Consider the following 26,967-nt stretch of genomic DNA (forward strand, 5'->3'; position numbering starts at 1 on the left):
CTTTGGATATATATCTTTTATCATCAAAGATTTTGTTTTGTAATTCAGTTATTATATCACCTATTGTTGATAAATTAGTACTATTAGCTTTAGTAATTTAATTGTCATAATTATTTCTTTATGATTAATTACAAGATGTAATGAATACTCTATAGATTCCCTATAACTGCTTATTGCTATTTTAACAAGATTACCAAATATTTAATTATTACTTGTAAGTTTTGTGTAGTATATAGATAGTTTAGTTGAATCAATAAAGTAAGCAGCAGTATCTTTCTCTCTAAATAGTTGCGACATCATAACAAGCGGTAGAACTAATCTTAGCCATATCTAGATTCTTTATCTGTAACTTAGCAATCTCTTTGAAATCTCTTATTGTTTCTCTTCTCCTTTCATTCCTTATCCTAAATTCATATTTTCATAGGAATTACAAATTAGAAGTAATAATGCATATTAACAATCTATACAAAAATTATGAGTTGACTACATTACCAAGCCTTCATAGTAAATAAAGAATTTTGTACTAATCAGAATTCCCATCTTATTACTATCATAATTATGGTAGTTTTAGAAAAACATAAGAAAGTAAGGAAGTTACTTAATAATAGTATTTCTAATTTGATAGTTAATATTTGCTTGAGAATCAGCTTATATTATTATTTTTTGATTATTATAGTTTATTAAGTTTAGCTTCACTAAATTCCAAATTATTATTAATTTTTATTAAGCTATTAAAATTTACTTTTATTCTTTTTCAATAAAAATAAGATCAAGTGTTACTGTTGTCTATGAGTCATTACTCACAAAATTATTAGTAATTACGATCATTGATATAGCATATCCACAAAAACTTTTCTGATCTTGTACCTATTACTAATATCTATATTTATAAGACTAATATTAGTCTAATCTCCTAAATTTATGATTGCTATTGCTAGATTGGTAATAGAGAAATTAACATTAGCTTCCACTATAATATTGATAATAGAATTAGCAATAATAACCCCTAATACTGCATTATTAATATCTAAAATTGAAGTACTTGTCTTATATTCATTGCTATATTATAAAAAGTAATAATATCACTTCATAGTGAGCAGCAATTTAATCTTCTAAAACATTTAAATCAGTATTACTATATTACCATTAGTAGCTACACAATGTAGCATAATTCATTTCCTATTTATAATTTAATTACTAAGAAAGTATATTATGATTTATTTTTCTTGCTCTTCTTGCTGTTTATACCATAATTCTGCATAATGACCTTTTTGTTTCAGCAAAGTTTTATGATTACCCCTCTCAACTATATAGCTATTATCTAAAACAATAATCTCGTCTGCATCAATAATTGTTGATAATCTATGTGCAATAATTAATGTAGTATAATGCGTTGATATGTCCTTAAGGCTTGCTTGAATTAGCTTTTCAGTTTTAGTATCAAGCGAGCTGGTTGCTTCATCAAAAATATATATCGAGGGATTTTTTAGAAGTGTACGAGCAATAGCAATCCGCTGCTTTTCACCGCCGGACAGCTTTAAACCTCTCTCACCTACAATAGTATTGTAACCTTCAGGAAGCATAATAATAAACTCATGGATGTGAGTATTTTTTGAAGCGGCTATAACTTCATCATAACTCGCTAAATTATTGCCATAAGCAATATTGTAATATATCTTATCATTAAATAGAACAATATCTTGCGGGACAATGCCTATTGATTTACGGAGTGAACTTTGCGTAACTTCTCTTATATCTTGACCATCTATAGTAATTTTACCGCTATTAATATCATAAAACCTAAAAAGTAAACGTGATATAGTTGATTTACCAGCACCGCTACTACCAACTACTGCTAAAGTTTTACCACTCCCAATTGTAAAATTTATATTATGTAAAATCGGGCGCTCACTGTTATAAGCAAAGCTAACATTTTCAAAAACAACTTCACCTTTAGAAATTTGCAACTCTTTAGCATTTGGCAAATCATACACCTCAGCCTGAATATATAGAAGATTAAACATATCTTCCATACTGACTAAGGCATTCTTAATCTCTCTATAAGCAAAACCAAGAACTGAAAGTGGAATTGATAACTGAAAAAGATAAGTATTAACCATGATCAAATCACCAACTGTCATTTTGTGTTGATTAATATTAGCAACAGAGAGTATCATAAGAGCCATAAGCCCAAGTGATATAATAACTTCTTGTCCTATATTTAAAATAGATAAACTGTTAGTAGTTTTAGTAGCTGATTCCTGATAACTTTGTAATGCTTCATCAAACTTTATTGCTTCATATTCTTCATTACCGAAATATTTAATGGTTTCAAAATTCAGCAAACTATCGATTGCTCTATTATTTGCTATATTATCACTTTGATTCATTTCTCTGATAAAAGAAATACGCCAAGTACTAATTAGAAAAGTATATACAACATAAACTATCATAGTTACTAAAATAGTCATAGCAAACCAAATACTATAAATATACCATAACACTGCACTAACAAATATTATTTCAACACTTGTCGGGAAAATATTAAATAATGAATAACGCAGCACTGCCTCAATACCTTTAGTACCACGCTCTATTGATCTACTAAGTCCTCCTGTTTTACGAGTAATATGAAAACGCATACTCAAATTATGCATATGCTTAAAGACATTCAAAGCAATAAGACGAGTTGCTCTATGTGATACTTTTGAAAAAATTATGTTTCGTAGCTCACTGAAAATTTGTACTTGTATTTTAGTACCGCCATATACAATAACCATCCCAATAATAATAGAAAGAGTGAAATTCTTATTAAGCCCATCTATTACATCCTTATAGAATACTGGGACAAAAACATTAGTAATTTTAGCTAGCACTAAACAAATGAGTGAAGTAATAACCCGCAAACGAATATTAAAATCTTTTGGCCATAAATAAGGACATAATAAATAGAACGTATTTTTATGCTGATTTTGTGTTAACATTATAAAATTTATGAAAGTGATTTGTTGTTATAATGATGTTGTCCGTATATTTATTGGCTTAATTACAGTGTAACAATGAGTAAGATAATCAATCACGCCGCAGGTGGTGCAGATAGATTTTTCTTTAGCTTTCCTTCTAATAATTTGTCTAATCTTCCCTCTTTTTCAAGCTCAAATAAATCATCACAACCACCAATGTGCATATTATCTATAAATATCTGAGGTACAGTCTTTTGACCACCAGCTTTTTCAATTAATTTATCTTTTTCTTCTGAGGTAAAATTACTTACCTCAATTTCCTCATAAGCAACATTTTTTTTATCAAGTAGCTCTTTAGCTTTAATACAAAAAGGGCAATGAGTAAGAGTATAAATAATTATTGTGTGTAATATAGTTTTATTCATAATGTTATATTTTTTTATTAGATTTTAATGTATTATCTAAGACTATAGTTTTTAAAGCAAGTAAAAATGAATGAATAATTTTTCTATTATCTCAGAATATAAGCCGGCAGGTGATCAGCCAAAAGCAATTGATGAAATCATAAAAGGACTCATTACAAATGCACGCTCACAAATGCTACTTGGTATTACAGGATCTGGTAAAACATTTACTATAGCAAATATTATTGCAAGAACAAACCGTCCTACTCTGATTATGGCACACAATAAAACACTGGCTGCACAAATTTATTTAGAGATGAAGTCAATTTTCCCCAATAATGCTGTTGAATATTTTGTATCATATTATGATTATTATCAACCTGAAGCCTATATAGCATCTACTGATACTTTTATAGAAAAAGATTCATCAATTAATGAACAGATCGATTTAATGCGTCATTCTGCTACAAGATCATTATTAGAACGCCGTGATGTCATAGTTGTTTCTTCTGTTTCATGTATTTATGGTCTTGGCTCTCCTGAGCTATATTGTCAGATGACCATTAATTTAGAACCAGGTAAGAGCTATCCTCGTAATAAGCTATTAAATGATTTAGTAAATCTACAATATAAGCGTAATAACATTGGTTTTGAACGCGGCTGCTTTAGAGTAAAAGGTGATAATATCGATATTTTCCCTTCGCATTATAGTGATAAAGCTTGGCGTTTATCATTTTTTGGCAATGAATTAGAATGTATAAATGAATTCGATCCACTCACTGGTGAAAAACTTGCTAAACTCAATAAAGCTATGATATATGGTAATTCACACTTTGTGATGCCAAAAGAAATAGTAAATAAGGCCATATCCAACATTAAAGAGGAATTACAGCAACACCTTGAGTTATTAAAATCACAAAACAAATTACTTGAAGCACAAAGACTTAACCAGCGTACACAATATGATCTTGAGATGCTAATAGAAACTGGTTGTTGTAAAGGTATTGAAAATTATTCTAGATTTTTTACAGGACGTAAGGTTGGTCAGCCGCCTCCTACCCTATTTGAGTATCTACCAAAAGATGCACTCTTATTTGTTGATGAAAGTCACGTATCCGTACCACAAATTAGAGCAATGTATAATGGAGATAGAGCTCGCAAAGAGGTGCTAATAGAACATGGATTTCGCCTGCCATCAGCACTTGATAACAGACCTTTGAAATTTGAAGAATGGGAGGATTTTAGACCGCAAACTGTTTTCGTATCAGCAACCCCTGGTTCTTTTGAGCTAGAGGAAACTAGGGGCACAGTAGTAGAGCTAATCATTAGACCTACTGGACTACTTGATCCAGAATGTATTATAAAACCGGCTACTAATCAAGTGGAGGATTTAATTGGTGAAATTCAAAGCACAATTGCAAAAGGTTCTCGTGTTTTAGTCACTACCTTAACTAAAAAAATGGCAGAAGATTTAACCACTTATTTACAGGAGTTAAAATATAAAACATCTTATTTGCATTCTAACGTTCATACACTTGAACGTATTGAGATACTAAGAGACTTAAGGCAAGGCACTATAGATATTTTAGTTGGTATTAACTTACTACGAGAAGGACTTGATATACCTGAATGCGGCTTAGTTGCCATACTTGATGCAGATAAGGAAGGATTTTTACGTTCAGAAGTATCACTAATACAAACTATAGGCAGAGCAGCAAGAAATAGTGAAGGTAAAGTAATACTTTATGCAAACAATATTACTAAATCTATAGATAGAGCTGTTAGAGAAACAATGCGTAGAAGAAAAATCCAAGAAAAATATAATCAAAAACATGGTATAATTCCTAAAACTGTCAACAGCACTATCCATGCATTAACAGCACTCGAGAAAATCGATGACAAATTTGAAAAAAAACAAGCTTATACTTTGTTTGATAATCCTGCTAAATTAAAAACGCATATTGATAAATTAAGAAAAGAAATGCTTGTAGCTGCTAGCAATCTTGAATTTGAACAAGCTGCAAAACTTCGTGATCAACTAAAAACCCTAGAAAAAGCAGCATTAGAATTAAGTTAAACATTAAATATTTTTATTACAAAACCTTCATTAAAAAAATATCAAATTATATTGTAAGAAACTCTAATACTATAAATTATAATGTATAAGTTTGTATATTAACAAGTCAATGAAGAGTATTATACGAAGATCCACTGGGAAAGGAGCAATGAGCCTACACGATGAAGAACACAGCGTATATTAATATGTGAACATCGGAGATCTTTTAAGATGACGTAGCTAATTGAAGCTTATCAAATATATATTTGGAGTTAATATAATTTTCAATGCCTGCTAATTCTTTACTAGAACTAAAGTTATACAAGATTCGAGAAAATGATTAATAGTTCTAAAAATGCTGATAACATAGTTCATCCTTGCACAAATATTCTTTCTGCTGTATTAATAACCCTTCATAAATTATTGAAAACTCATATAAGCTTCTCTAAAAATTCTAGATTTAGATAATAATAAAAACCTTTTAAAAATAACTACAGTTTTTCTAGCTAAAATCAGAAATTAAAAGAATATTTTGATACTTCTCTTTACAAAAGGATTAGAAGAGTTAAATCCAAAAAATCAAAAAGAGCAGGCATTTTTGCAGGTTGCATTACTAAATAAGGAAAAACTGGTAAAACCTTTATCCTAAAATCATTTAATAAAATATATAATAATTGTTTAAATATTAAATTGATAAATGAAGATAAAGAAAAAGCTAGATATTCTGGTGCAAATGAATAAAACACTCTTGATACTTAATAAAAGAAAATTTTTAAAATTAAGATGAACAAAAGCTTCTACAATCCAAACAATATCTACTTACAAAAAAAGAAAACAAACTGTAATAGACCTAAAAGATAGTATCCAAGAATTAATAGCTTCTACAATATAGTAATTTCTATTGCACAATAAAACACAAAAGGAAATATTAGTACAATTAGATCAAGAACATTCTAAATATGTAAAAGGTCAAAATTCTTTGAGAATACTATAACACTCTTAGAATTCTTCGAATGACGTAAGGAACACTCTACACATATGAATCCTGATAACAAAGGTCTAAAAAATTAGAAAGATTTGAAAAAGTAATAGTTGCATGTAGATTACTATGCTGTAATGTACTGGTTCAAAATGGACCGACATGGTATCAAAATTTATTAATGTATCAACCTAAATTTAAAAATAATCTATAGTAAAAGATTTTATTGCTTCTGCTATTAAAAATTCTATTATGTACGCAGCTCACAATAAATATACTAATCGGAGAACAAAACCCCCTACAATAGGCTTATGAAAATAATTATTAAGCCAAATATCATACTCATGAAATGAGAAAAATATAAAATTAATTAACAATGCTGGAAAAAGATGTTCAAGGTAAATGGCAAAAATAATATACTGAAATTATACAAAATAATTAAAAGTTTAATTTAAAGACCTATATTTGATAAGGCATTAACAAGAGAAAATAAAACACTTTTTAATTCTGCAACAGAATTAAATTTAAAAGATTTTGGAAGAAATTATATTAAAGATATTAATTAGTGCAAAAATTTCAGTGCAATAATTACAAAGATGTGCAATTTTAATATTGCTAATAAATTAGCAGCTATAACTACAGATTATACCAATCAAATCCTAATACTGAAAGAATATTGAAGGATTTTATGATAAGACCATTTAATGCATTGAGAAAAGAAAATCATCTTACCGATTAAAGATATTGTGCTTATTAAAGTATGCAAAGGAAAGAAAATATTAAGCAAACTACTAATTTAATTAATGCGACCACATGCATGATTTCAGTAAACAAGATAAATTGTGTTATAAAATTGCATATTTTTATAAATAGCTTGACTTATACAAAATAAGTAATCACTTTATTAATACTAAAATTTCTCTTCAGCTAATATAGAAAAACCTTATTTAAGATAGATTATGTTATAGCAGAAAGCATAAAATTCAATAAGCTACATTCAAAATACAGGTAACATGAAGTGGTGTAAACAAAAAATCTTGGAATATGCAACATAAATTTTAATCTATAGTAGAAAAGCCACAGTTAGCAGTATATCATCAGATACTAGAGGTAGATAAGATTATTCTTGATTTGACAATTTACAATACAAACTTATTTCTTTACATTAAAACTTCTACGGTGGTATGGTGATAGACCATATAAATTTATAGCTTCAATATGTTCTTTGGTACCATAACCAGAATTTTTATGCCATAAATATGGTGGAAATTCAGCACTTAAGTCCAGCATCAAACGATCTCTAGTAACTTTTGCAATGATAGAAGCTACAGCAATTGATAGTGATAAATTATCTCCGTTCACGATACTAATAAATCTTTCATCATTAAATTGCATATTACCATCAACTAAGACTATATCCGGTACAATATTAAGGTTTTGTACTGCAAGAGTACAAGCCTTTTTGTTTGCCCAGAATATGTTAAGCTCATCAATTTCAGTATGAGAAATAATAGCAGTTGACCAAGCATAATTACTAGTTATTTGTTCATATAATAATTCTCTTTTCTTTTTAGAAAGTTTTTTAGAATCTTTAATGCCAGGTATAATATTAGCTTTATCTATTATAACTGCAGCAGCAACTAATGGACCTGCTAAAGATCCTCTGCCTACTTCATCTATACCTGCTATAATATATTGATCATATTTTTTCTCAAATTCTAATAGGTCTACTTCCATAATTGTATTTTTGTAATTTTTAATATATAATAAAGTAGTTTAGAATTATAAAAAAGTAATAAAGTGCAAAATTATTTTCAATTATTAGGGCTAGAGCAGAATTATAATATTGATTTGAAAATATTAGAAAAGCAATATTTTGCTATGCAAATAAAATATCATCCTGATAAAGTAAAATCTTTGACAGGAAAAGAACATAATCTAATTATTGCAGCTGAATTAAATAAAGCTTATGTTACTCTTAAAGATCCCTTAAAGCGTGCTGAATATATGCTGCTTTTACAAAATATAAACTTAAATGATAAAAAGGTACAGTGTTCTCTTTCTAATCTAGAGTTAAGCATGTTTTGGGATGAAATGGAAACAATTGAAAATACTAGCTTGCTTAGTGATCTAAAAAAAATAAAAGATAAATATGAATTAATGGAAAATACAGAAATTAATTCTGTAAAACAAGCTTTTAAGAAGCAAGATTTAGCTGATGCTACTATAAAGACTAGCAAACTTAAATACATTCAAACATTGCTTAATAAACTGCAAGAAAAAATGAAATCATGCAAATAATAGAAATTCAAGAACCAGGGCACGCTAATCTTAAACAAGAATACCAAATAGCTGTGGGCATCGATTTTGGCACTACTAATTCACTAATAGCTATTTCAATTAATAAAAAAGTTACAGTTATTAAAACTGTAGATGATAAAGAATTAATTCCAACTACTATAGAATTTACAGACAAAAATTTTACTATAGGTAATAACAAAGGTCTACATTCTATTAAAAGATTATTTGGTAAAACATTAAAGGAAATTCTCAGTGCACCGGTACTTTTTTCACTAGTTAAAGATTACCTAGATAAAGATTACCTAGATAAAGATTACCTAGATATAGATAGTGGTGAGCTTAAACTAAATTTTGCAAATAAACGGATGCGAATTGCTGAAATTGCAGCAGAAATTTTTATATATCTAAAAAATCAAGCAGAAAAGCAATTAGCAACTAAAATAACTAAAACTGTTATAACAGTACCAGCACATTTTAATGATGCAGCAAGAGGCGAAGTTATGCTTGCAGCTAAAATAGCAGGTTTTGAGGTATTAAGACTAATAGCTGAGCCTACTGCTGCTGCTTATGCTTACGGCTTAAACAAAAATCAAAGTGGTTGTTATTTAGTATATGATCTCGGCGGTGGCACTTTTGACGTATCAATTCTTAATATACAAGAAGGTATTTTTCAAGTTATAGCAACAAGCGGCGATAACATGCTTGGCGGTGACGACATGGATGCAGTAATTGCGCAATATATTTGTAACAAATTTGATTTACCTGACTCTACAAATACCTTGCAATTTGCAAGAAAAATAAAAGAAACATTATCATATAATGATAATTTTAAAAATTATACTGTATCACTTAATAAGCAAACATTAGAACAATTAATTTTGCCACTAATAGAGCGCAGTATTAATATAGCTAAAGGGTGTCTAGAAGATGCAGGAAATCCAAATATCGACGGAATTATTTTAGTAGGCGGTGCAACTCGCATTCCTTTAATTAAAAGTGAATTATATAAGACGTTTAAAGTAAATATTTTATCGGATATCGATCCAGATAAAGCAGTTGTATATGGTGGCGCTCTACAAGCAGAAAATTTAACAACACCGAATATGGATTCATTGTTAATTGATGTTGTATCTTTATCGCTTGGGGTAGAATTATATGGCGGAATAGCAGAAAAAATTATTATGCGTAATACTCCACTTCCTATTTCTGTAGTAAAAGAATTTACAACTTATGCTGATAATCAAACCGGTATACAATTTCATATATTACAAGGTGAACGCGAAATGGCTGTAGATTGCCGTACACTTGCAAGATTTGAGTTGAATAAATTACCGCCTATGAAAGCAGGAAGTATTAGAATAGAAGTTACTTTTGCTATTGATGCTGATGGTATATTATCAGTCTCAGCTTATGAGAAAATAAGTAATATATCACATATTATTGAAGTAAAACCAAATTACGGTATTAATAAAAATGATATTAATATGATGTTAGAAAATGCTTATAAAAATGCTAAAATAGACTGTACTACAAGATTACTACAAGAAACAGTAATTGAAGCTAAAAAGTTAATTTTTGATATAGAATATACTATTAAAGAATTAGCAAACTTATTATCAGAAAGTGAGATAGCTATAATTCATTCTTTACTAAATAATATAAAAGAAGCAGTAAATACAAAAGATCGTAAATTAATTAGTAATTCTATTGAAGATTTTAAGTCTAAAACAAAAAAATCTATAACTACAAAATTTAATATAGTAGTTAACGATTTGCTAAAAGGGAAAAATATCAATCATATTAGATAAGGAAAGAATATAGTAATGCCAAAAATAATATTTATTATAAATGATAAGGAAGAGAAAATAGAAGTAGAATGGCCGCTTGGGCTTTCTATTTTAGATGTCGCTCATAAATACAATATAGATCTTGAAGGAGCTTGTGAAGGATCTCTTGCTTGCTCTACTTGTCATATCATTGTTGAAGAAGAGTTTTACTACAACAAGTTAAAAAAACCTACAGAAGCAGAAGAAGATATGCTTGACTTAGCATTCGGTCTTACGCATACTTCTAGGTTAGGGTGCCAGGTTATTTTAACTGAAGAATTAACCGAAGAATTAGATGGTATTAAAGTACGTCTTCCTTCTGCTACTCGTAATATCAAATTATAATGGATTAAAAAGTGATACGTACAATACTTCTTTTTATGTTTCTAACCTTTACTATAATGTGGTTTACGGTTGCATATACTATAAAAAATAATGTTGTAGGTTTAATTGAAAATTCTGGATCTGATAATCTTAAAATATCTTGTAGCGCTGTTAAGTTTTCAGGATATCCTTTTAATTGGAAAATTACTATAATAGATCCTAAAATAAAATTAATTGATCATGTCAATTCTAAAGAGTTTACTAGTGAAAGTATTATATTAAATATAGCTTTTAGTACTAAAAAATCTGTATTAAATTTTGGACCTTTTATTAAAGAGGTTGATAGTTATGGTGATAAAGTATTTACATATGATATGCGTAGTAATGAAGATATAAAAGGAATAGGAAAGTTTAATAAACCTTTATATAAATTATCAAAAGATAATAGTCTAAGAGATGTAATAAAATCAATTCAATTAAATAATAAAGCATTACTGATATTTAAAGGTGATCAAGAGATCTTTAAAATTAAAGATTTAGCATTTTTTATAAAAAAGCAAAGCTTATCAAGTAATGAAAATATCTCCTTATTTTTAAATATGAGTTATGATTCGAAAAAAGATATTGTTAATTTTAATAATGCTAATTTAGCTATAGCTGCATCATTACAATTTGTCAAAAATGAAGAAGACTCCCATATTCTACAAAATTTTACTATAGAAAGATTTATTTTTACTTGTGATAATGATTCTAAAATTAACTTAAACGGTGCTTTACAGTTCTTTGCTAATAAATTCCCGGAAGGAAAACTATCATTTGAACTTGAAAATTATAATTCTATAGTTGATAAATTATTACCTGATAATATTATTTTTTCTAAAAAAATAGTTAAAGCAATTATTGCTAAAGCGGTTGACAATGCTGCTGATGAAATTTTAAATACTGCTCAAAAAGAATTATATAATTCAAGTTTAGCTTATAACAACAGAGAAAAAGCTAAGTTCAATATTGAGTTTTCAGATAAAGGAATAAATATTGGCTCTATCAATTTATTGGAACTAAAATTTGATGGACATAATGAAAAATAGAATACTGAAAATAATGCAAATTAATTTTATGAGTAATTTTAGATTATCATTATGCACTACTATTATTAGCATATTTCTTATTTGTAGTAATATTTATGCTGCCCCAAAAATCTTCAAAATCGGTACTGGTTCTATTTTAACACCATATTACTATATTGGTCTTGATTTATGCAAAACTATTGAACATGATAAAAAAAATAAATGTGAAGTTGTACCAACAAGCGGTAGCATAGAAAATTTAGAATTATTAAAACATAATAAAATTGATATGGCTTTAGTACAGGCTAATATCGCAGTAGAAGCATATGAGGGTATAGGTCATTATCGTAACCAAGAAAAAATGCAAAATTTACGTCAAGTACTAAATTTACATGACGAGTTTTTTACAGTTATTGTTAAAGATGATGATAAAATAAAAGTTTTTGCTGACCTTGATAGAAAAAAAATAACGCATGGCCCAGTATTTTCTAGTAGTACTGTTAGTCATAATGCCGTGTGTTCTTTATATAAATTTGTTAAGGAACCTGAAGATATGAATATTAATTACAAAGATTCCATTGATAAGTTTTGTAATAAAGAAATAGATGCTATTATAATGATGGTTGGACATCCTAACCCTTTAGTAAGTTTAATTGCTAATAAGTGTGAAATTGATTTCGTCTCAATTGAAAATGATAAAATAGCAGAATTGATAAAACAAAATAGAGCCTTCCATAAGGCAGTACTTCATAAAGATTTATATCCAGGAATTACTGGTGATCAGACTACAGTGAAAGTAGCAGCAATTCTAGTAACTAGAGATAGTCTAGATTATAATATTTTGGATAAATTTATTGGAGCTTTTCATAGAAACGTAACAAATTTTAAACTTTCTAATTATTTATTAAATAATCTTGATATTAACTATTTTGCTGATACTAAAAATTTTGTTCTTCCAAAGCATAATGCAGTAAGAAATAGAGAATAATTACATAAAATAACTATGTTTAAAAATATACTTATACCTATAGATTTAACAGATAAAAAATCTATAAAAGAGATTCTTGCTAAAGCCTTAATGTTTGCTACAACTTTTCAAGCAAAACTACATTTTATATATGTCATTTCTGCTTTCGGTATGAAAATGGTTGACGATTATCTACCTAAAAATTGGATAACAGAGAAGAAAACAAACTATCAAGCTCAAGTTAAAGAGTTTATAAAGCAGTATGTTCCTAATGAAATTGAAGTAGATTATTACATAGTTAGTGGTGCTGTTTATGATGAAATAATTAAGTATTCTAGCAAAATTAAAGCTGATTTAATAATTATTTCTGCAATAAGACCGCAATTAAGAGACTATATGCTTGGACCTAATGCTTCTAAAATTGTTCGTCATTCAAGTATATCAGTGTTAGTAGTAAGAGGCGAGTAAATATATACTTTTTGCTTTTAAAAATAATATAAAATGCTCCTTTTTAAAGGAGTTTTATTGTAATTGATATGCCAACAGTTCAGCAATAGGTTTAAAAGTTATTATGATTGGTTTAAATTCATTAGCTAATGAATTCAGATATAATTATAAAATTTAATTCTATTTATATTGATAAATTAATTCTATCTTTTTGGCCAGTAATCCGTCAGTAGGGTTACATTAGTCATTAACAACACGTTATTAACAAGTTTGGTTTTCATGCTATTAATCATTAACCAACCTATTATTTTTCTAGAATAGAAATTAATAGCTATTGATAAGTGCAACCAATTTTCATCATTGGAAATATAAGTAATATTACCAAACAAATAACAGTTAGCAGCATTTACATTAAATTTTCTATTTAGTAAATTAGCTCTAAATAGTTATTTATTAGAGTTAGCTGTTACTTTAAATTTATATTTTATATCATTAAAGTACCTTACTTAACATTATTAGATTAATTTTGTCAGCTTTTTTGACTCCTGATTGCTTATTTTTTATAGAAGTAAGAAAATTATTAAAACTTTCTTCATCTTTTAATATTTCAATATTTTCATTATCTAACTCGCAACTAATATCTAGCGCTTATAATGTAATTTTTTCATAAAAACTTTTCCTTAATAATTTAATTAATTTTTTGCCTTTAATTAAGAAAATTGCATTATACATTAGTTTAAAAAATTAAAATATTAGGAAATTACTAATTTCCTAATATTTTAATACTTAATACTAAATAATTAGTGCAAATTATTTAGTATTAAGTATTATTAGCTTTGTTAACAAACTTAGCTTTATTTTATGTCCTATTTATTAACTAATGTCATAATTACCTTACTATTTTTAATTAGCCTTCTAATCTGGTTTTATATAAAAATTAAGACCCTAAAGACCGAGTTAAAACTCCTGACTAATCAAAATTTAGAGGTGATAAATAATAACCAATTGCTTAATCAAGAAAAAATAATGCATTTGCAAAAAATTGAACAGCTTAGATGCAAGATAGAATATCAAGAACAGTCTATCAAAGATTCTGAAAAAACAAGAGAGGAATCGTTTTCATCAGCTAAAGCTATTTTATTTGATCTTGGAAAAGATTTATCTAAGCAGTTAATTGAGATACATAAAATGGAAAATACAGCAGCAAGAGAGCTAGCTGAGAAAAATATTGCTACTGCCTCGAGTAAATTTAATAATGAGTTCGAGCGGTTAATTACGATGATAGGAGTACTAAATAAAGATATAGAACAATCAAAAGATACAGTTAATTTAATTAAACAATCGCTTCTATCACCTATTGGAGCAGGTCTACTGGCTGAGATTACGCTTGAGAATATCTTAAAATCTTCAGGCTTGCGCCCTAATCTAGATTTTATCATGCAATATGGTTTAACTACGATAGATAGTACCAAACTCAGACCTGATGCACTTATTTTCTTGCCATCTGGTAATTTAATGGTTATTGATTCGAAAGCATCCAAGTTTTTAGTAGATGAGCAGGGTAATAATCAAAATCTTAGCAAGACTATGAACTATCATTTAAGATCTCTGACTAATAAGGATTATGCTGAAAATATTTTAACTAATCTAAATAAAAAAGAACAAAACTACAATAATATTATTACATTAATGTTTCTACCTACCGAGCAAGCTATTGAAAAAGTTATAGCAGTTGATCCTGATTTTCTACAAAAAGCTTGGAGTTCTAATATTTTTCCGGTAGGACCTGCAGGTCTTATGAATATGCTATCATTCGCAAGGTTCCAAATCACTGATCACCGCCGCTCAGAAAATTATAAAGTCATTATTGAAGAAGTCAAAAAATTATTAAGTTCGATCGGTACTATAGCTGATTATTCTCAGAAGATTGGCAGTAATTTACAAAGTATGGTTACTAATTATGATAAATTTGCTGCTTCTTTCAATCGTAATTTTATGTCAAGAGTTAAGAACATTCAAAACCTTGGTATTGACTCAGGTAGTAAAACATTGCCTGGGGCACTAGAACGCTATCAAATTGTTGCTTCTAAATCTGAGATTATAGAAGTAGAAGTAAATGAACATACCAAGATAGAATAAGTAAATTAAGTTTTAATATGCTAATTATTATACTGTACAACTTAAGAAACGTCTATTTAAGTTGCAAGACTTTTTAATAGATTCAAACATTATTAATGACAATATCACTGTAGTTGGCTGCCGCATTATTATAGTAAAACTTTAAATACATCATTAGTTAGTTTTTCTCTGGTGTTATTCTCTATAACTTTATTAGTGATAAGAAGTAAGATGTGTTAATTTAATAGAAGATAAAACATTGGGTTCTCATAGAATTCTACTTCTGTAAAACAGACTTAATCTAATACTGACTTTAACTATTGCTAAACACACATTAATATTTTTCTATTTTATAGAAGTCATCGCTATCTTACTAGATATACTACTAAATATAATTTTTCTGTTAACCAAGAAACAATTTTATGATCTTTATTATATTATTAGTGGTTTTTCTATTTTAGCAAGGTTTTGTTCTAATTAATTAAGATAACGTGCAAAACTTAAATGAGTTTTTTGCTGGTACTAAACTCTTCTTTATAAGATGATAAGCATATCGCAGATTAGAGAATATTTTTCTGCATAGCGTAACAAGAGATACTCAGAAGTATAGATGATATACTATTATGATCTAATTTTTTTGTGCTATTTCGATCAACTTTAGTAACAAAGATACTAAATTCTAATGAATTGATATCATCTATAATATCTAACATAGAGTCAATAAGATTCTTATTTCTAATAACTCTTTTAGTTTTATGTATGAAAAATGATCATAATTATTTACTTCTTTAAAAAAAATTTTTTATATTGAGAATCATTAATATTCTTACCTTGATATTTTTTGATTTACTGTGTTTAACATTATTTCTAAGTATTGTTTCTTATTATAAAATCATATTTTAAATACCTTGCATAAATTAAAACTACACGTTGCCTAAATTTGATATATTATTATAATATTTCATTATTTAGAAATAAGAAAAAGAAGTAATAAATATACTACGAAAATAATATAGCATATTTCGAAAAGCCTCAGGCAAAATACAATTGAAGGCAAACCAAGCTACACATATAAAAATACATGAGCCAGGTAAATCCTAAAAAATGTGCACGTATCATATCAAGTGATCAAGAAATATTCTGTAGTTAATTAAGTTATAAAACAAAAGAAATATATTTACGCAGGTATGTCTTCAATAACAGATTGTTTTTTGTTTGATTTTGTAGAGATGATAGAGGCCATTATCGGTTCTACGAAACCGTTAACTACATCTTTTGTAATAGTAACACGCATTTTCTTTAGTTCAGCAACTTTGTACATACTGTCAAGTAAAAGATGCTCAAGTATTGAACGTAAACCTCTAGCTCCCGTTTTTTTAACTAAAGCTTTTTCAGCAATAGCTTCTAGAGCTGAATTGTCAATGATAAGCTCAGCACCATCAAGCTCGAATTGTTTCTGATATTGCTTTACTATAGCATTTTTAGGCTTAGTTAGAATTGTAATTAAAGCTTGTTTATCTAATTCATCTAAAGTCGTAACGATAGGTAACCTGCCAATAAATTCAGGAATTAAGCCAAATCTGGTTAAATCTTCAATCTCTAGAGATTGAAGGAACCCACTATTATTTCCTTCTTTATCTATATTTACGTTAGCTGCAAAACCTATAGAACTGTGATTAGTTCTTGCAGCTATAATGCTATCAATTCCCATAAAGGCACCACCACAAATAAATAAGATATTTGAAGTATCTAGTTGTACAAAATCCTGTTGTGGGTGTTTCCTACCACCTTGAGGAGGCACGGAAGCAACCGTTCCTTCCATAATTTTAAGTAGTGCTTGCTGTACTCCTTCTCCAGATACATCTCGAGTAATAGAAGGGTTCTCAGATTTACGAGCAATTTTATCAACCTCATCAATATAAATTATGCCTTTTTGTGCTTTTGCTATATTAAACTCAGCAGCTATCAATAAACGTAGTAAAATATTCTCAACATCTTCACCAACGTAACCAGCTTCAGTTAAAGAAGTAGCATCAGCCATAGTGAAAGGTACATCTAAAATTTTAGCAAGTGTTTGAGCAAGCAAGGTTTTACCTGAACCAGTAGGACCAATCAATAAGATATTTGACTTATTAAGCTCAACATCATTATTGCCAGATTGTACATATTCAAGTCTTTTATAATGATTATAAACTGCTACTGCTAAAATCTTTTTAGCTTGATCCTGCCCTACTACGTAATCATTTAGAACTGTACATATTTTTTGTGGTGTTGGAATTGAAGAAGTAATCTGCTTTAATGCAACTTTACTTTCTTCTTTCATAATTTCCATACACAAGTCTATACACTCATCACAAATAAATACTGCAGGACCAGCTATTAACTTCTTTACCTCATGCTGTTTTTTACTGCAAAACGAACAAATGAACTCTTTTTTATTAACTTCTACTACCATTAATTTTTCTTTATTTTATATTTATTTTTAACAGTTCTTACTAGGTTCTATGCCTGCAACTTTAAATATTCATATTTAAGGTACTTTTGTACGAAAATTAATAAAATTTTTGCTAGAATAGTTACTTCTATTTATTTCAAAGAAGCTTCATAATTTATGGCTAAAAAGAGCTGTAATTATATTATTTTAAATTTTATGTGCAGAACTTATATTACTCTTGCATACATATAGTAATCTTTATGTTCATTTGCAACTATTTCATATTTTTTAAGCAGACCTTCCATAGCAAAACCACATCGTTTTAGCACATTAATTGAACGGAAATTATTCATAATTACTGTGGCCTGAACCCTTATAATTCCTATATAATCAGCAAATTTCAAGATATTTTTTATGGATTTTAACATTATACCTTGCCCCCAGAAACAAACATCTAAATCATAGCTTATTTCTGCCCTATGATGTTCTAGATTTATTGTATTAAAACCCGCAGTACCTATTAATTTATTATCGGTTTTGAGTGCGATTCCCCAATAAAAGCTTCTATGATTTTTATATAAACTAGACCAATAACGTACTTCATTTTGAGCTTCTTCTATACTTTTAGGTCTATTACTTTCAGTTATATAAATAGCCATCTCCGGCTTAATCATATAATTTAAATAATCTTCTGCATCCACGTCAGTTAATTCCCTTAAAACTATATCATTTAAGTCAAAAACAGGGAAAGGTGCATATAAATATTCTTTATTTATCATATCATAATTTATATCATATATACTTAATAGGATCTTGTACATTATTCTTTTTAAAGGCCTCAAGTCTTATAGTGCAAGCAAGACATGTACCACAAGATAAATCGTCTTCAGTAGGATCATAACATGATATAGTATTTTTATAATCTACTCCAAGCTCAAGACCTGTTTTAATTATTTGTTCTTTAGTCATATCTATTAAAGGGGTATGAATAGTAATTTTTTTACCATGTATTCCCATATCAGTTGCTAAATTTGCCATCACTTCAAAAGATTTAATATATTCAGGACAACAATCAGGATAATGTGCCGAATCACTAGTATGTACGCCTATAAAAATATCATGAGCTCCTATTACTTCTGCAAAACCTAGAGCAAAACTTAAAAATATTGTATTACGCGCAGGTACATAGGTAACTGGTATATCTTCAGGTATCTCACTTGCTTTATGATAATGAGGGACATTTATGTTATAGTTAGTAAGAGCAGAACAGCTAAAGGCCTGCAAATCTATATGGATAATCTTATGCTGCTTGACATTATATTCTTTGACTAACTGTTTAACCTTTCGAAGTTCTGCATTGTTACGTTGCTCATAATTAAAACTTATAGCATAGATTTCATAACCAATTTTTTTCATTATAGCAAGAACTGTAGCAGAATCAGCCCCACCACTAATTAAGATAACTGCTTTTTTCATTTAATCTACACATTACTTATAAAACAATTATACTTTACTTAAATATAAAGTATATAGCAATTTTATGATTATGAAAACATCTATTAGAAGATCAACTATTAAAACTCAGGATTTTTTTACACAAAGACAACGAAACACAAAAAATAGCAGTTAAGGAGGAATAAAATTATTACAAGTATCATCATAGAAAAGCACATCACATATGTCTATTGATGAAATAATGAAATTAACCAGATTATGATGTTTCTTAAATTAAATCTTATTACAATGTGAATATTCTTGACTAGATTCTGATAATAATCTAGGATTAAACCGTTGTTTTTATTCACGGCGAGTGTAGCTCAGTTGGTTAGAGCATCAGGTTGTGGTTCTGAAAGTCGCGGGTTCAAATCCCGTCATTCGCCCCATATATACCATCCTATTTTCTGCATATAATATATGTTATGGACATCAAACTTTTATGTAGACTAGCTAAGTATTTAAGATTCTATAAAAAAGATTTGATCATTGTTATGATCTCTTTATTTAGTGTATCAGCTTCATTATTACTGATCGGTAGTGTTTTTAGAAAATTAGTAGATAATGGATTATCTGGAAACCATATTACATTAGTTAATAAATCTATATTATATGTTTGCTTATTAATTATTATTTTAAGTATTGCTAGTTTCTTTCGTTCATATTTTATCAATAATGTTGCTGAAAAGATAGTTAATCAAATAAGAAAAGAAACTTATAGTAATTTAATTAATTATGAAATTGCAGAATTTGAAGAACTAAAAATTGGAGATGTGATTTCACGTTTAACTAGTGATATAGATTTGACTGCTAATCTCATTGTTAATTTTTTATCATTTTTTATTCGCAATTCAGTGATGCTCATTGGCGGTATCATATTAATGTTTTTTGAAAGTTTTAAACTTGCTTTCATAGTAATTATTATTATTCCTATATTGCTAATCCCTCTAATTAAATTCGGCAAGCATGTTAAAGATTTATCCAAAAAAGCATTAGAATCTAAGTCACTTATAGCATCTGACATTGATGAAAGTTTTAATAATATTAGAACTATTTATGCTTTTAACAATCAAACAAATAAAATTACTGACTTTAACACTAGACTACAAGAATATTTAACATACTGTAGGACTCGTTTAAAAATTCGTGCTTTATTCTTTGCATTTTCAATAGCTTTTATATTTCTTGGTGTTAATTTGGTTATATGGATCGCTAGCTTAGATATAGTGACAGGTCATTTATCTGCAGGGCAAACTGTATCATTTATTTATTATGCAATTATTGCTGGAGTTAGCAGTGGTGGTATTTTTGAGTTGTTAAGTGAAGTGCACTTACCAATTGCAGCGCTTGAACGAATATTAACAATTATAGATAAAATACCTTCTATACATAATAGTTACTTACCATTAAAGCACTCTACTTCTATATCATTAGAATTCAAAAATATAAGTTTTTCCTATCCTTCACGATCTAATCTAAAAATTATCAATGATATGTCTTTTAAAATAAATGCTAATAAATTTATTGGTATTGTAGGTAGATCAGGCTCAGGAAAAAGTACTATAATGCAGCTATTATTACGCTTTTATTATCAAGAAAGCGGCATAATTCTTATCAACAATCAAGATATGGCTTATTTAAATCCTATCGAAATTCGTAAATTAATTGCTTATGTACCTCAAGAAGCTAGTATTTTTTCCGGTACAATAAAATCAAATATTATATTCGGTAATCCAAGAGCAAGTGATGCTGAAATAGAAGAAGTAATAAAAATTACTGGGATAGCTGAATTTGCTAGCAAAATTCATGATGGTATCAACGCTAAAATCGGTGAGAAAGGTGTTAGATTATCAGGCGGACAAAAACAAAGAATAGTGCTTGCAAGAGCCTTACTACGTAAGCCGCAAATTTTACTTCTAGATGAAGCAATGAGTGCTCTAGATAATGAAAGCGAGCAAAAACTGTTAAAGTCAATAAGAAAAATAATGAAAAGCAAGATTATCATATCAATTGCTCATCGAATTAGCAGTATAGAATCAGCTGATCATATTCTAATAATAGATAAAGGGATAGTAGTGGCTAAAGGAACTCATAATGACTTGTTACAAAATTCAGAAATTTATCGCACTATTTGTAGAGAACAATTATTATAAATGATATATTTGTTACAATCAGAGTCCTTTTATATTAAAAAACTTAAATGTTAGTTATAATTTAGCTTGAAAGCTAAATTAGCTTTGTTATAATCACGGCTACATAAATAAAAGAGGTTAACAAAATGAAAAATTTATTAAAAGCTTTATTAATTCTAGTTTTTTCAGCTCCAGTATTTGCTGGTATACCGTCTGATCCTACTTCAGTTACAACTGCTGTAATAACTGCTATGAGTGTAGATGATCAGAAAGCTTGGGTTGCTAGTTTAACATCAGATCAATATAATATGTTAAGCCCTGACGTTCAAAAATGGGTAATGGAAAATACTTCTGATGATCAGAAAAAAGCTTTAGGAATTAATCATTAGTATTTAAAGTAATGTTTTAAGGCCGGTTTATGTTAAGAGTCATTTATTCTTAGCATAAATCATTTAAGTTATTTATTAAATTTTTATACATAAAGCTTATATTCAATCCTCTGTTTGCTGTATATTTATAGTAATTTTCCATTATTCTCATTTTATATTTAATAAAGATAATTTATTCAATGATTATGATTTTTAATGTTACCAAGAGAAAAATGGCATTGCTGTATAGTTCGGAAAAATGTTCTGTATCACACCTGGATCTTGTAGGTGTTATTCCATGGTTCATTCTTATGAAAGCTGTAGTCTAGAGTAGAAATATTTAATGTGGTATGAAAATTACTTATTTTATACGATAGGAATATGGAACACTTGTATTTTTTTTATATTCTTTAAGAGTTCTAACATTCACAGGAATGACATTAAATGTGTTTTCTAAATTATATGGGCAAGGTTGCCTTGCATACAGTATTCAATTTATATCACAAATGAATTCAGAGCACCACATAACCACCAGTGTAGCAACCTTTTCATCATATCATTTGCTACTATATACAGTACATCTGACTACGCATCAACTATTTTATTATATTTCTCTCCGTAAGTGATTTTATTTTCATAGATACTGTGATCAAATTGCAGTATGACGTATAACAAACTATGCAACAAAGGATTTCTATAACTAGAAATAAATAGTGTATATTCTTTGTAAAAAAGCTAGTAAGTTATCACTTTACTGTAATTATAATTATCATAGAAATTTTAGCAAGAGAGGAAATAGATTTATTAGTTCTAAGTTTTTCTGAAATATAAGATATTATTTAATCTATCGCTTTTTATAACAGAATTACTACTAACTGCTTTATATTATTTTACTTATAGTTAGTAATTTAGGTGATACTTATGTAAGCTAATTATTATAGTAGGTTTATTGATTTTTAATCTTGGTAGTATATTTTGCATATTTGCAAATAATTATGAAAGTATATTTTTTGGAAGACAAATAAATAAGGAAATATAAATTTCTTTAAAGGAATATATAACTATTTTCAAATCATATAAAGTCATTAATATTATAATACTTACTATAATTTTCTCTTCCTTTAAGGATATTATGGATATTGTAATCATTCCTATTTTATATATGCTAAGATTTAGCCGTAACTAATGACATCTTTATTTTTTATCATGAGCTTTTCAAGTAGCTATTGCTTTCAAAAATTCGCTATTAAAAATTGCTTCTATTTTAGAGTTATATTTATAATTACTATTCTTACTAGGAAATAGTACATTAGTTATATATTATTATTAATAATCCTTTAATCATAATAATAGTTACGCTATTATTATCACTTAGTGCCTAGTAACACATATGGCCTTATTATTATTAAAAATGTGGTAAATCATGTATGACCGCTATTTCTATTTTAGCTAGATTGATTCTAATAGCATTTAGCCTATAATTATTAAAAGGCTATCTATGAACAGTATTTTGCACCTCTTGGTATACTATATGTGTTATTTTGCTATTTAGTTTATTAATGCTATCTAAATATAATTAAAATCTTTGAGATTTTCAGTGAGGTAAAAATAAAAAGTGACTAATCAAAGTTTTATCTTTAAAATAGCTTTAAGATATTTTAGAGCTAAGAAAAATGAAAAATTTGTTTCTATTATTTCTGCTTTTTCTTTACTTGGTGTAATGATTGGTGTTGCAGCATTAATAGTGGTCATGTCAGTTATGAACGGTTTTCATATAGAGCTTACTAAAAATATTATCGGTTTAAACGGTGATATAGTAATAAATTCAGTAGAAGGTAATATTGATAATTATGAAGACATAAAAGCTAAGATTCTTAAACAAGATTATATAGAATATATAACATTTATTGCTTATGGTCAAGCTCTCGCACTTGGTAAAAGTAACAATAGTGGCGCAGTTGTTAAAGGTATTGACTTAAAAGATTTAAGCTTTAAAAATGAAATATTAAAAAATATAAATTTTGGTAGTTTTAATAATTTTCATGGCAAACATGTAATAGCTTTAGGAGGAGAGTTAGCAGCGAATTTAGGCATAACTATTGGAGATAAAATTAGATTAATTGCACCAAATTTGATTTCTACTACTTTTGGCAGTGTGCCAAGATCAAAGGAATTTAAAGTTATCGCAATTTTTAATAGCGGTATGTATGATTACGATTCAGCAACTATATTAATGCCATTAGAAGCTGCACAAAATTTTTTATCTCTTGGCAATAATATTAATTTAATCGAAGTTAAGAGTTTTGATCCCGATAAAGCTCTTGCATATTCATATAAATTACAAATATTACTAGGACCAACAATGCGAGTAACTAGTTGGCAAACCATGAATTCACACTTTTTAAATGCACTTGCTGTTGAACGTACTGCAATGTTTACCATTCTTTCTTTAATTATTATAGTTGCTGCATTTAATATTATTTCAAGCTTATTTATGTTAGTTAAAGACAAAACATCAGATATAGCAATTCTTAAAACAATGGGGGCCAGTACTAAGCAGATAATGCTTGTTTTTATCTATAATGGAATGTTTATTGGATTACTTGGCACAATGCTTGGAGTGGTTCTTGGTATTACTTTTTCCTATAATATTCAAACTATCAAGAACTATTTAGAGCGTATAACCGGTACTAAAATTTTTGAAGCAGCGATTTATTTTCTTTATAGCTTGCCTTCAGAAGTAAGAATTAAGGATATTATTCTAATTACTTCTTTATCTATAATATTGTGCTTCTTTGCTACAATTTATCCTTCTTATAAAGCCTCAAAATTAAATCCTGTGGACGCCTTAAGATATGAATAATAATGTTCTAGTTTTAAAAAAAATCTCAAAACAATATAACCAAGGTAAGACAATTATTAGCGTATTAGATAATCTTAATTTAATAGTTAATGAGGGTGAATTAATTGCCATAATCGGCTCTTCAGGTAGCGGCAAATCAACTTTATTACATATCGCTGGCTTGCTTGATAAGCCAACTAATGGTCAGGTTATAATACCAAGTAGTGAACATAAGAAAAATCATCTTATTCGTCTTCATTATTTAGGCTTTATCTATCAACAGCATCACTTACTTAAGGATTTTACTGCTCTTGAAAATGTTATTATGCCAAGACTTATTAGTGGCACTAACCAACAAGAAGCAATAGATGACGCAACCAAGATATTAGATAATTTAGGACTCAACAAAAAGCTATATAATATGCCAGGAGAATTATCAGGAGGAGAACAACAACGTGTTGCAATAGCTCGCAGTTTAGTCAATAAACCTAAAATTATTTTAGCAGATGAACCTACAGGTAATTTGGATCCCAAAACTACAAATGAAGTATTTAATTTATTTTTAAAAGTAGCAAGAGAGCAAAACACAGCAGTTATTATGGTAACACATAACCATGAGTTAGCATATAAAATGGATAAATTATATCAACTAAAGCATGGATTATTAAATATAGCTTGATTTAGTGTCTTAAAATTCAAATAATAATTATTTGATATTTTTTTAATGAAGGTTAATGATGGCTGAACCTATTACTTTTTTTGACCGATATAATTCATTAGTACAAAATCCTGAGCTAGCAGCCTACTGGAAACAGATTATTGAAAAAGCTGATCATATTTTTTTTTACAAATGAAAAAGATCAAAATTTAGCTATAAGTGAAAATATAGTAAACCAAGATAAAACTACTACAATTAAAGATGCATATATAAATTTATTATCAGTTTTTAATAATCTTATATACAATCACAAAATTGATCAATGGCTTTCTGGTACAATACCTGATAAAACCAAATTAGATAAAATAATAAAAACTGCTAAAAATCAAGGTGGTAGAGTGATCATAGAAACCTGGCCTATTTCTGTAGATGAAGCTACGAATCTTATAACAGCTAAATTCGGTATTACTTCTGAAGATCAAATTTATGGACTGAAACTTGAGATTAATGAAATTTTAAAAGACCAAAGTAATGCTGCAGAAAATTTGAAAAAATATGTATTACAGATATCCAAGAAATGTAAAAAAGAGTTAGGTAAAGCGGAAATAAATCCTATTGACTTTAATTTTGATACAAAAAAAGTGATAAAAAATAATATGCCGGATAATATACAAATAAAACAGATAAAACAATATAACACTATAAAAGAAAGCCAATCGGAATCACTAGGATTCTTTAGGATAGTTCTTACTTATCTAAGAAATATACCCACTTGTTTTGAAGAAGCTATATTGGGTAAAAAAGAAAATTCATAAACTCCAAAAGAGCTAATGCAACGAGGGCAATGGGTAAATTCTAAACCTATATGGCAACAACTAGAAATACCTAAAAAAGAATTATCATTGATTACAAAAACGAATTCTAAAATTAGTTCTAACAATATAGAAAATATACAAAAACCAGGTTACTTGTATACTGGAGATGATATAATCAACATATTAGAAGCAAATTTAGATAAAAATAAGGTCTTTATAGTTCATCACATTGCTTTAACAGAATCTAAAATCGTAAAAGATAAGCTTAATTTAGTAATACATCATGATGTAATTGTAGATAATAAAACTGTACTCATACCTATTAATACAGAACATAAGCATTGGGTGAGCATGATTTTAGTAAAGAAATACTACAAATGAGATAATATTTACTTATAATGATCCTATAGGTAAGTCATTAAGCGAACGCTTGGAAATAAAGCAATTTATTACTGAAATTTATCCTAGTGCAAAAATAATAGATTTAAACACTCCACAACAAGAAAATGCTTATGATTGTGGAGTTTTTGTATGCGATAATTTAATAAAATTGTCTAAAGGTCAGGCAATCCTCTCTACAGAACAATCTAAAGGAAATGGATTAAGTTTAAGAAATGCTCAATCTGAAACATTGACACAAGATTTAATAAAACAAAAAGTATAAAAGCTTGAAAAGCAATGCTAATAAAATAACTCACAAATAACTAATTCTAGGCTCTTGTATAAGTCAAAGAAAAAATAATTCATCTAGAAGCCTCTAATAATAAAAAAA

18 protein-coding genes, 1 tRNA gene and 2 pseudogenes are annotated in these 26,967 nt (G+C 28.0%); 15 read left to right on the plus strand and 6 right to left on the minus strand.

Translation table 11 applies throughout. The features are described 5' to 3' along the window. Window positions 1–1,217: 1,217 nt before the first annotated feature. On the minus strand, window positions 1,218–2,984 hold the full coding sequence (locus AC27F4_RS02735; RefSeq protein ID WP_487061868.1) for an ABCB family ABC transporter ATP-binding protein/permease: 1,767 nt from the start codon (window positions 2,982–2,984) through the stop codon (window positions 1,218–1,220). Window positions 2,985–3,076: 92 nt separating this feature from the next. After that, complete coding sequence (gene grxC / locus AC27F4_RS02740) at window positions 3,077–3,388, minus strand: glutaredoxin 3 (protein WP_487061870.1); 312 nt, start codon at window positions 3,386–3,388, stop codon at window positions 3,077–3,079. Window positions 3,389–3,458: 70 nt separating this feature from the next. Here grxC and uvrB point away from each other — a divergent pair, with 70 nt between their 5' ends. Continuing rightward, window positions 3,459–5,444 carry an excinuclease ABC subunit UvrB gene (gene uvrB, locus AC27F4_RS02745; RefSeq protein WP_487061872.1) on the plus strand — a complete coding sequence of 662 codons (1,986 nt, stop codon included), beginning with the start codon at window positions 3,459–3,461 and terminating at the stop codon, window positions 5,442–5,444. A gap of 2,110 nt (window positions 5,445–7,554) precedes the next feature. Here the strand turns inward: uvrB and AC27F4_RS02750 are convergent. Beyond that, entirely contained in the window at window positions 7,555–8,139 is a 585-nt protein-coding gene (locus AC27F4_RS02750; RefSeq protein WP_487061874.1) for a ribonuclease HII, read from the minus strand. A gap of 63 nt (window positions 8,140–8,202) precedes the next feature. Between AC27F4_RS02750 and hscB the strand changes: the two genes are divergently transcribed. The 7 genes from hscB (at window position 8,203) to AC27F4_RS02785 (ending at window position 15,473) form a co-directional block, all read left to right on the plus strand. Next, a complete protein-coding gene (gene hscB / locus AC27F4_RS02755; RefSeq protein WP_487061876.1) occupies window positions 8,203–8,703 on the plus strand; it encodes a Fe-S protein assembly co-chaperone HscB in 501 nt (166 codons plus the stop codon). After that, on the plus strand, window positions 8,694–10,511 hold the full coding sequence (hscA, locus tag AC27F4_RS02760) for a Fe-S protein assembly chaperone HscA (protein WP_487061878.1): 1,818 nt from the start codon (window positions 8,694–8,696) through the stop codon (window positions 10,509–10,511). Before hscB ends, hscA begins: the two co-directional genes overlap by 10 nt. A 15-nt stretch (window positions 10,512–10,526) precedes the next feature. Beyond that, window positions 10,527–10,874 (plus strand): ferredoxin family 2Fe-2S iron-sulfur cluster binding protein, encoded by a 348-nt coding sequence (locus AC27F4_RS02765; protein WP_487061880.1) that lies wholly within the window; start codon window positions 10,527–10,529, stop codon window positions 10,872–10,874. Window positions 10,875–10,885: 11 nt separating this feature from the next. Then, on the plus strand, window positions 10,886–11,941 hold the full coding sequence (locus AC27F4_RS02770) for an RP198 family tick cell line-upregulated protein (protein WP_487061882.1): 1,056 nt from the start codon (window positions 10,886–10,888) through the stop codon (window positions 11,939–11,941). 28 nt (window positions 11,942–11,969) lie between these two features. Next, entirely contained in the window at window positions 11,970–12,908 is a 939-nt protein-coding gene (locus AC27F4_RS02775; RefSeq protein WP_487061884.1) for a TAXI family TRAP transporter solute-binding subunit, read from the plus strand. 15 nt (window positions 12,909–12,923) lie between these two features. Further along, complete coding sequence (locus tag AC27F4_RS02780; protein WP_487061886.1) at window positions 12,924–13,355, plus strand: universal stress protein; 432 nt, start codon at window positions 12,924–12,926, stop codon at window positions 13,353–13,355. Between the two features lie 840 nt (window positions 13,356–14,195). Next, window positions 14,196–15,473 carry a DNA recombination protein RmuC gene (locus tag AC27F4_RS02785; RefSeq protein ID WP_487061888.1) on the plus strand — a complete coding sequence of 426 codons (1,278 nt, stop codon included), beginning with the start codon at window positions 14,196–14,198 and terminating at the stop codon, window positions 15,471–15,473. A gap of 1,156 nt (window positions 15,474–16,629) precedes the next feature. Here AC27F4_RS02785 and clpX read toward each other — a convergent pair. From clpX to queC, 3 genes are all read right to left on the minus strand, one after another. Continuing rightward, window positions 16,630–17,907: an ATP-dependent Clp protease ATP-binding subunit ClpX gene (gene clpX / locus AC27F4_RS02790; protein ID WP_487061890.1), complete on the minus strand. Its 1,278-nt coding sequence runs from the start codon at window positions 17,905–17,907 to the stop codon at window positions 16,630–16,632. A 206-nt stretch (window positions 17,908–18,113) separates the two neighbouring features. Then, window positions 18,114–18,665 (minus strand): GNAT family N-acetyltransferase, encoded by a 552-nt coding sequence (locus AC27F4_RS02795; RefSeq protein WP_487061892.1) that lies wholly within the window; start codon window positions 18,663–18,665, stop codon window positions 18,114–18,116. 13 nt (window positions 18,666–18,678) lie between these two features. Further along, a complete protein-coding gene (queC, locus tag AC27F4_RS02800) occupies window positions 18,679–19,362 on the minus strand; it encodes a 7-cyano-7-deazaguanine synthase QueC (RefSeq protein ID WP_487061894.1) in 684 nt (227 codons plus the stop codon). Window positions 19,363–19,692: 330 nt separating this feature from the next. Between queC and AC27F4_RS02805 the strand changes: the two genes are divergently transcribed. The 7 genes and pseudogenes from AC27F4_RS02805 to AC27F4_RS02835 form a co-directional block, all read left to right on the plus strand. Beyond that, window positions 19,693–19,769 (plus strand) — tRNA-His (locus AC27F4_RS02805). Window positions 19,770–19,805: 36 nt separating this feature from the next. After that, window positions 19,806–21,533, plus strand: a complete 1,728-nt coding sequence (locus AC27F4_RS02810; protein ID WP_487061896.1) for an ABC transporter ATP-binding protein — start codon at window positions 19,806–19,808, stop codon at window positions 21,531–21,533. A gap of 125 nt (window positions 21,534–21,658) precedes the next feature. After that, complete coding sequence (locus tag AC27F4_RS02815; protein WP_487061898.1) at window positions 21,659–21,901, plus strand: DUF2673 domain-containing protein; 243 nt, start codon at window positions 21,659–21,661, stop codon at window positions 21,899–21,901. Between the two features lie 738 nt (window positions 21,902–22,639). Continuing rightward, window positions 22,640–23,253, plus strand: a pseudogene (locus AC27F4_RS02820) (hypothetical protein); the annotation flags it as partial. Between the two features lie 242 nt (window positions 23,254–23,495). Then, the gene (locus AC27F4_RS02825) at window positions 23,496–24,743 is read left to right on the plus strand and encodes a lipoprotein-releasing ABC transporter permease subunit (protein WP_487061900.1); all 1,248 of its coding nucleotides are present in this window, start codon (window positions 23,496–23,498) and stop codon (window positions 24,741–24,743) included. Further along, a complete protein-coding gene (locus AC27F4_RS02830; RefSeq protein WP_487061902.1) occupies window positions 24,736–25,401 on the plus strand; it encodes an ABC transporter ATP-binding protein in 666 nt (221 codons plus the stop codon). Before AC27F4_RS02825 ends, AC27F4_RS02830 begins: the two co-directional genes overlap by 8 nt. A gap of 79 nt (window positions 25,402–25,480) precedes the next feature. After that, window positions 25,481–26,859 (plus strand): annotated as a pseudogene (locus AC27F4_RS02835) (Ulp1 family isopeptidase); the annotation flags it as partial. Between the last annotated feature and the right edge of the window lie 108 nt (window positions 26,860–26,967).

Source organism: Candidatus Rickettsia mendelii, assembly GCF_057543435.1.

Coding starts and splice junctions, on each gene's coding strand:
- AC27F4_RS02735 (WP_487061868.1), bottom strand. CDS start 2,984: ATGTTAACACAAAATCAGCATAAAAATACGTTCTATTTATTATGTCCT.
- grxC (WP_487061870.1), bottom strand. CDS start 3,388: ATGAATAAAACTATATTACACACAATAATTATTTATACTCTTACTCAT.
- uvrB (WP_487061872.1), top strand. CDS start 3,459: ATGAATAATTTTTCTATTATCTCAGAATATAAGCCGGCAGGTGATCAG.
- AC27F4_RS02750 (WP_487061874.1), bottom strand. CDS start 8,139: ATGGAAGTAGACCTATTAGAATTTGAGAAAAAATATGATCAATATATT.
- hscA (WP_487061878.1), top strand. CDS start 8,694: ATGCAAATAATAGAAATTCAAGAACCAGGGCACGCTAATCTTAAACAA.
- AC27F4_RS02765 (WP_487061880.1), top strand. CDS start 10,527: ATGCCAAAAATAATATTTATTATAAATGATAAGGAAGAGAAAATAGAA.
- AC27F4_RS02775 (WP_487061884.1), top strand. CDS start 11,970: ATGAGTAATTTTAGATTATCATTATGCACTACTATTATTAGCATATTT.
- AC27F4_RS02780 (WP_487061886.1), top strand. CDS start 12,924: ATGTTTAAAAATATACTTATACCTATAGATTTAACAGATAAAAAATCT.
- AC27F4_RS02785 (WP_487061888.1), top strand. CDS start 14,196: ATGTCCTATTTATTAACTAATGTCATAATTACCTTACTATTTTTAATT.
- clpX (WP_487061890.1), bottom strand. CDS start 17,907: ATGGTAGTAGAAGTTAATAAAAAAGAGTTCATTTGTTCGTTTTGCAGT.
- AC27F4_RS02795 (WP_487061892.1), bottom strand. CDS start 18,665: ATGATAAATAAAGAATATTTATATGCACCTTTCCCTGTTTTTGACTTA.
- queC (WP_487061894.1), bottom strand. CDS start 19,362: ATGAAAAAAGCAGTTATCTTAATTAGTGGTGGGGCTGATTCTGCTACA.
- AC27F4_RS02810 (WP_487061896.1), top strand. CDS start 19,806: ATGGACATCAAACTTTTATGTAGACTAGCTAAGTATTTAAGATTCTAT.
- AC27F4_RS02815 (WP_487061898.1), top strand. CDS start 21,659: ATGAAAAATTTATTAAAAGCTTTATTAATTCTAGTTTTTTCAGCTCCA.
- AC27F4_RS02830 (WP_487061902.1), top strand. CDS start 24,736: ATGAATAATAATGTTCTAGTTTTAAAAAAAATCTCAAAACAATATAAC.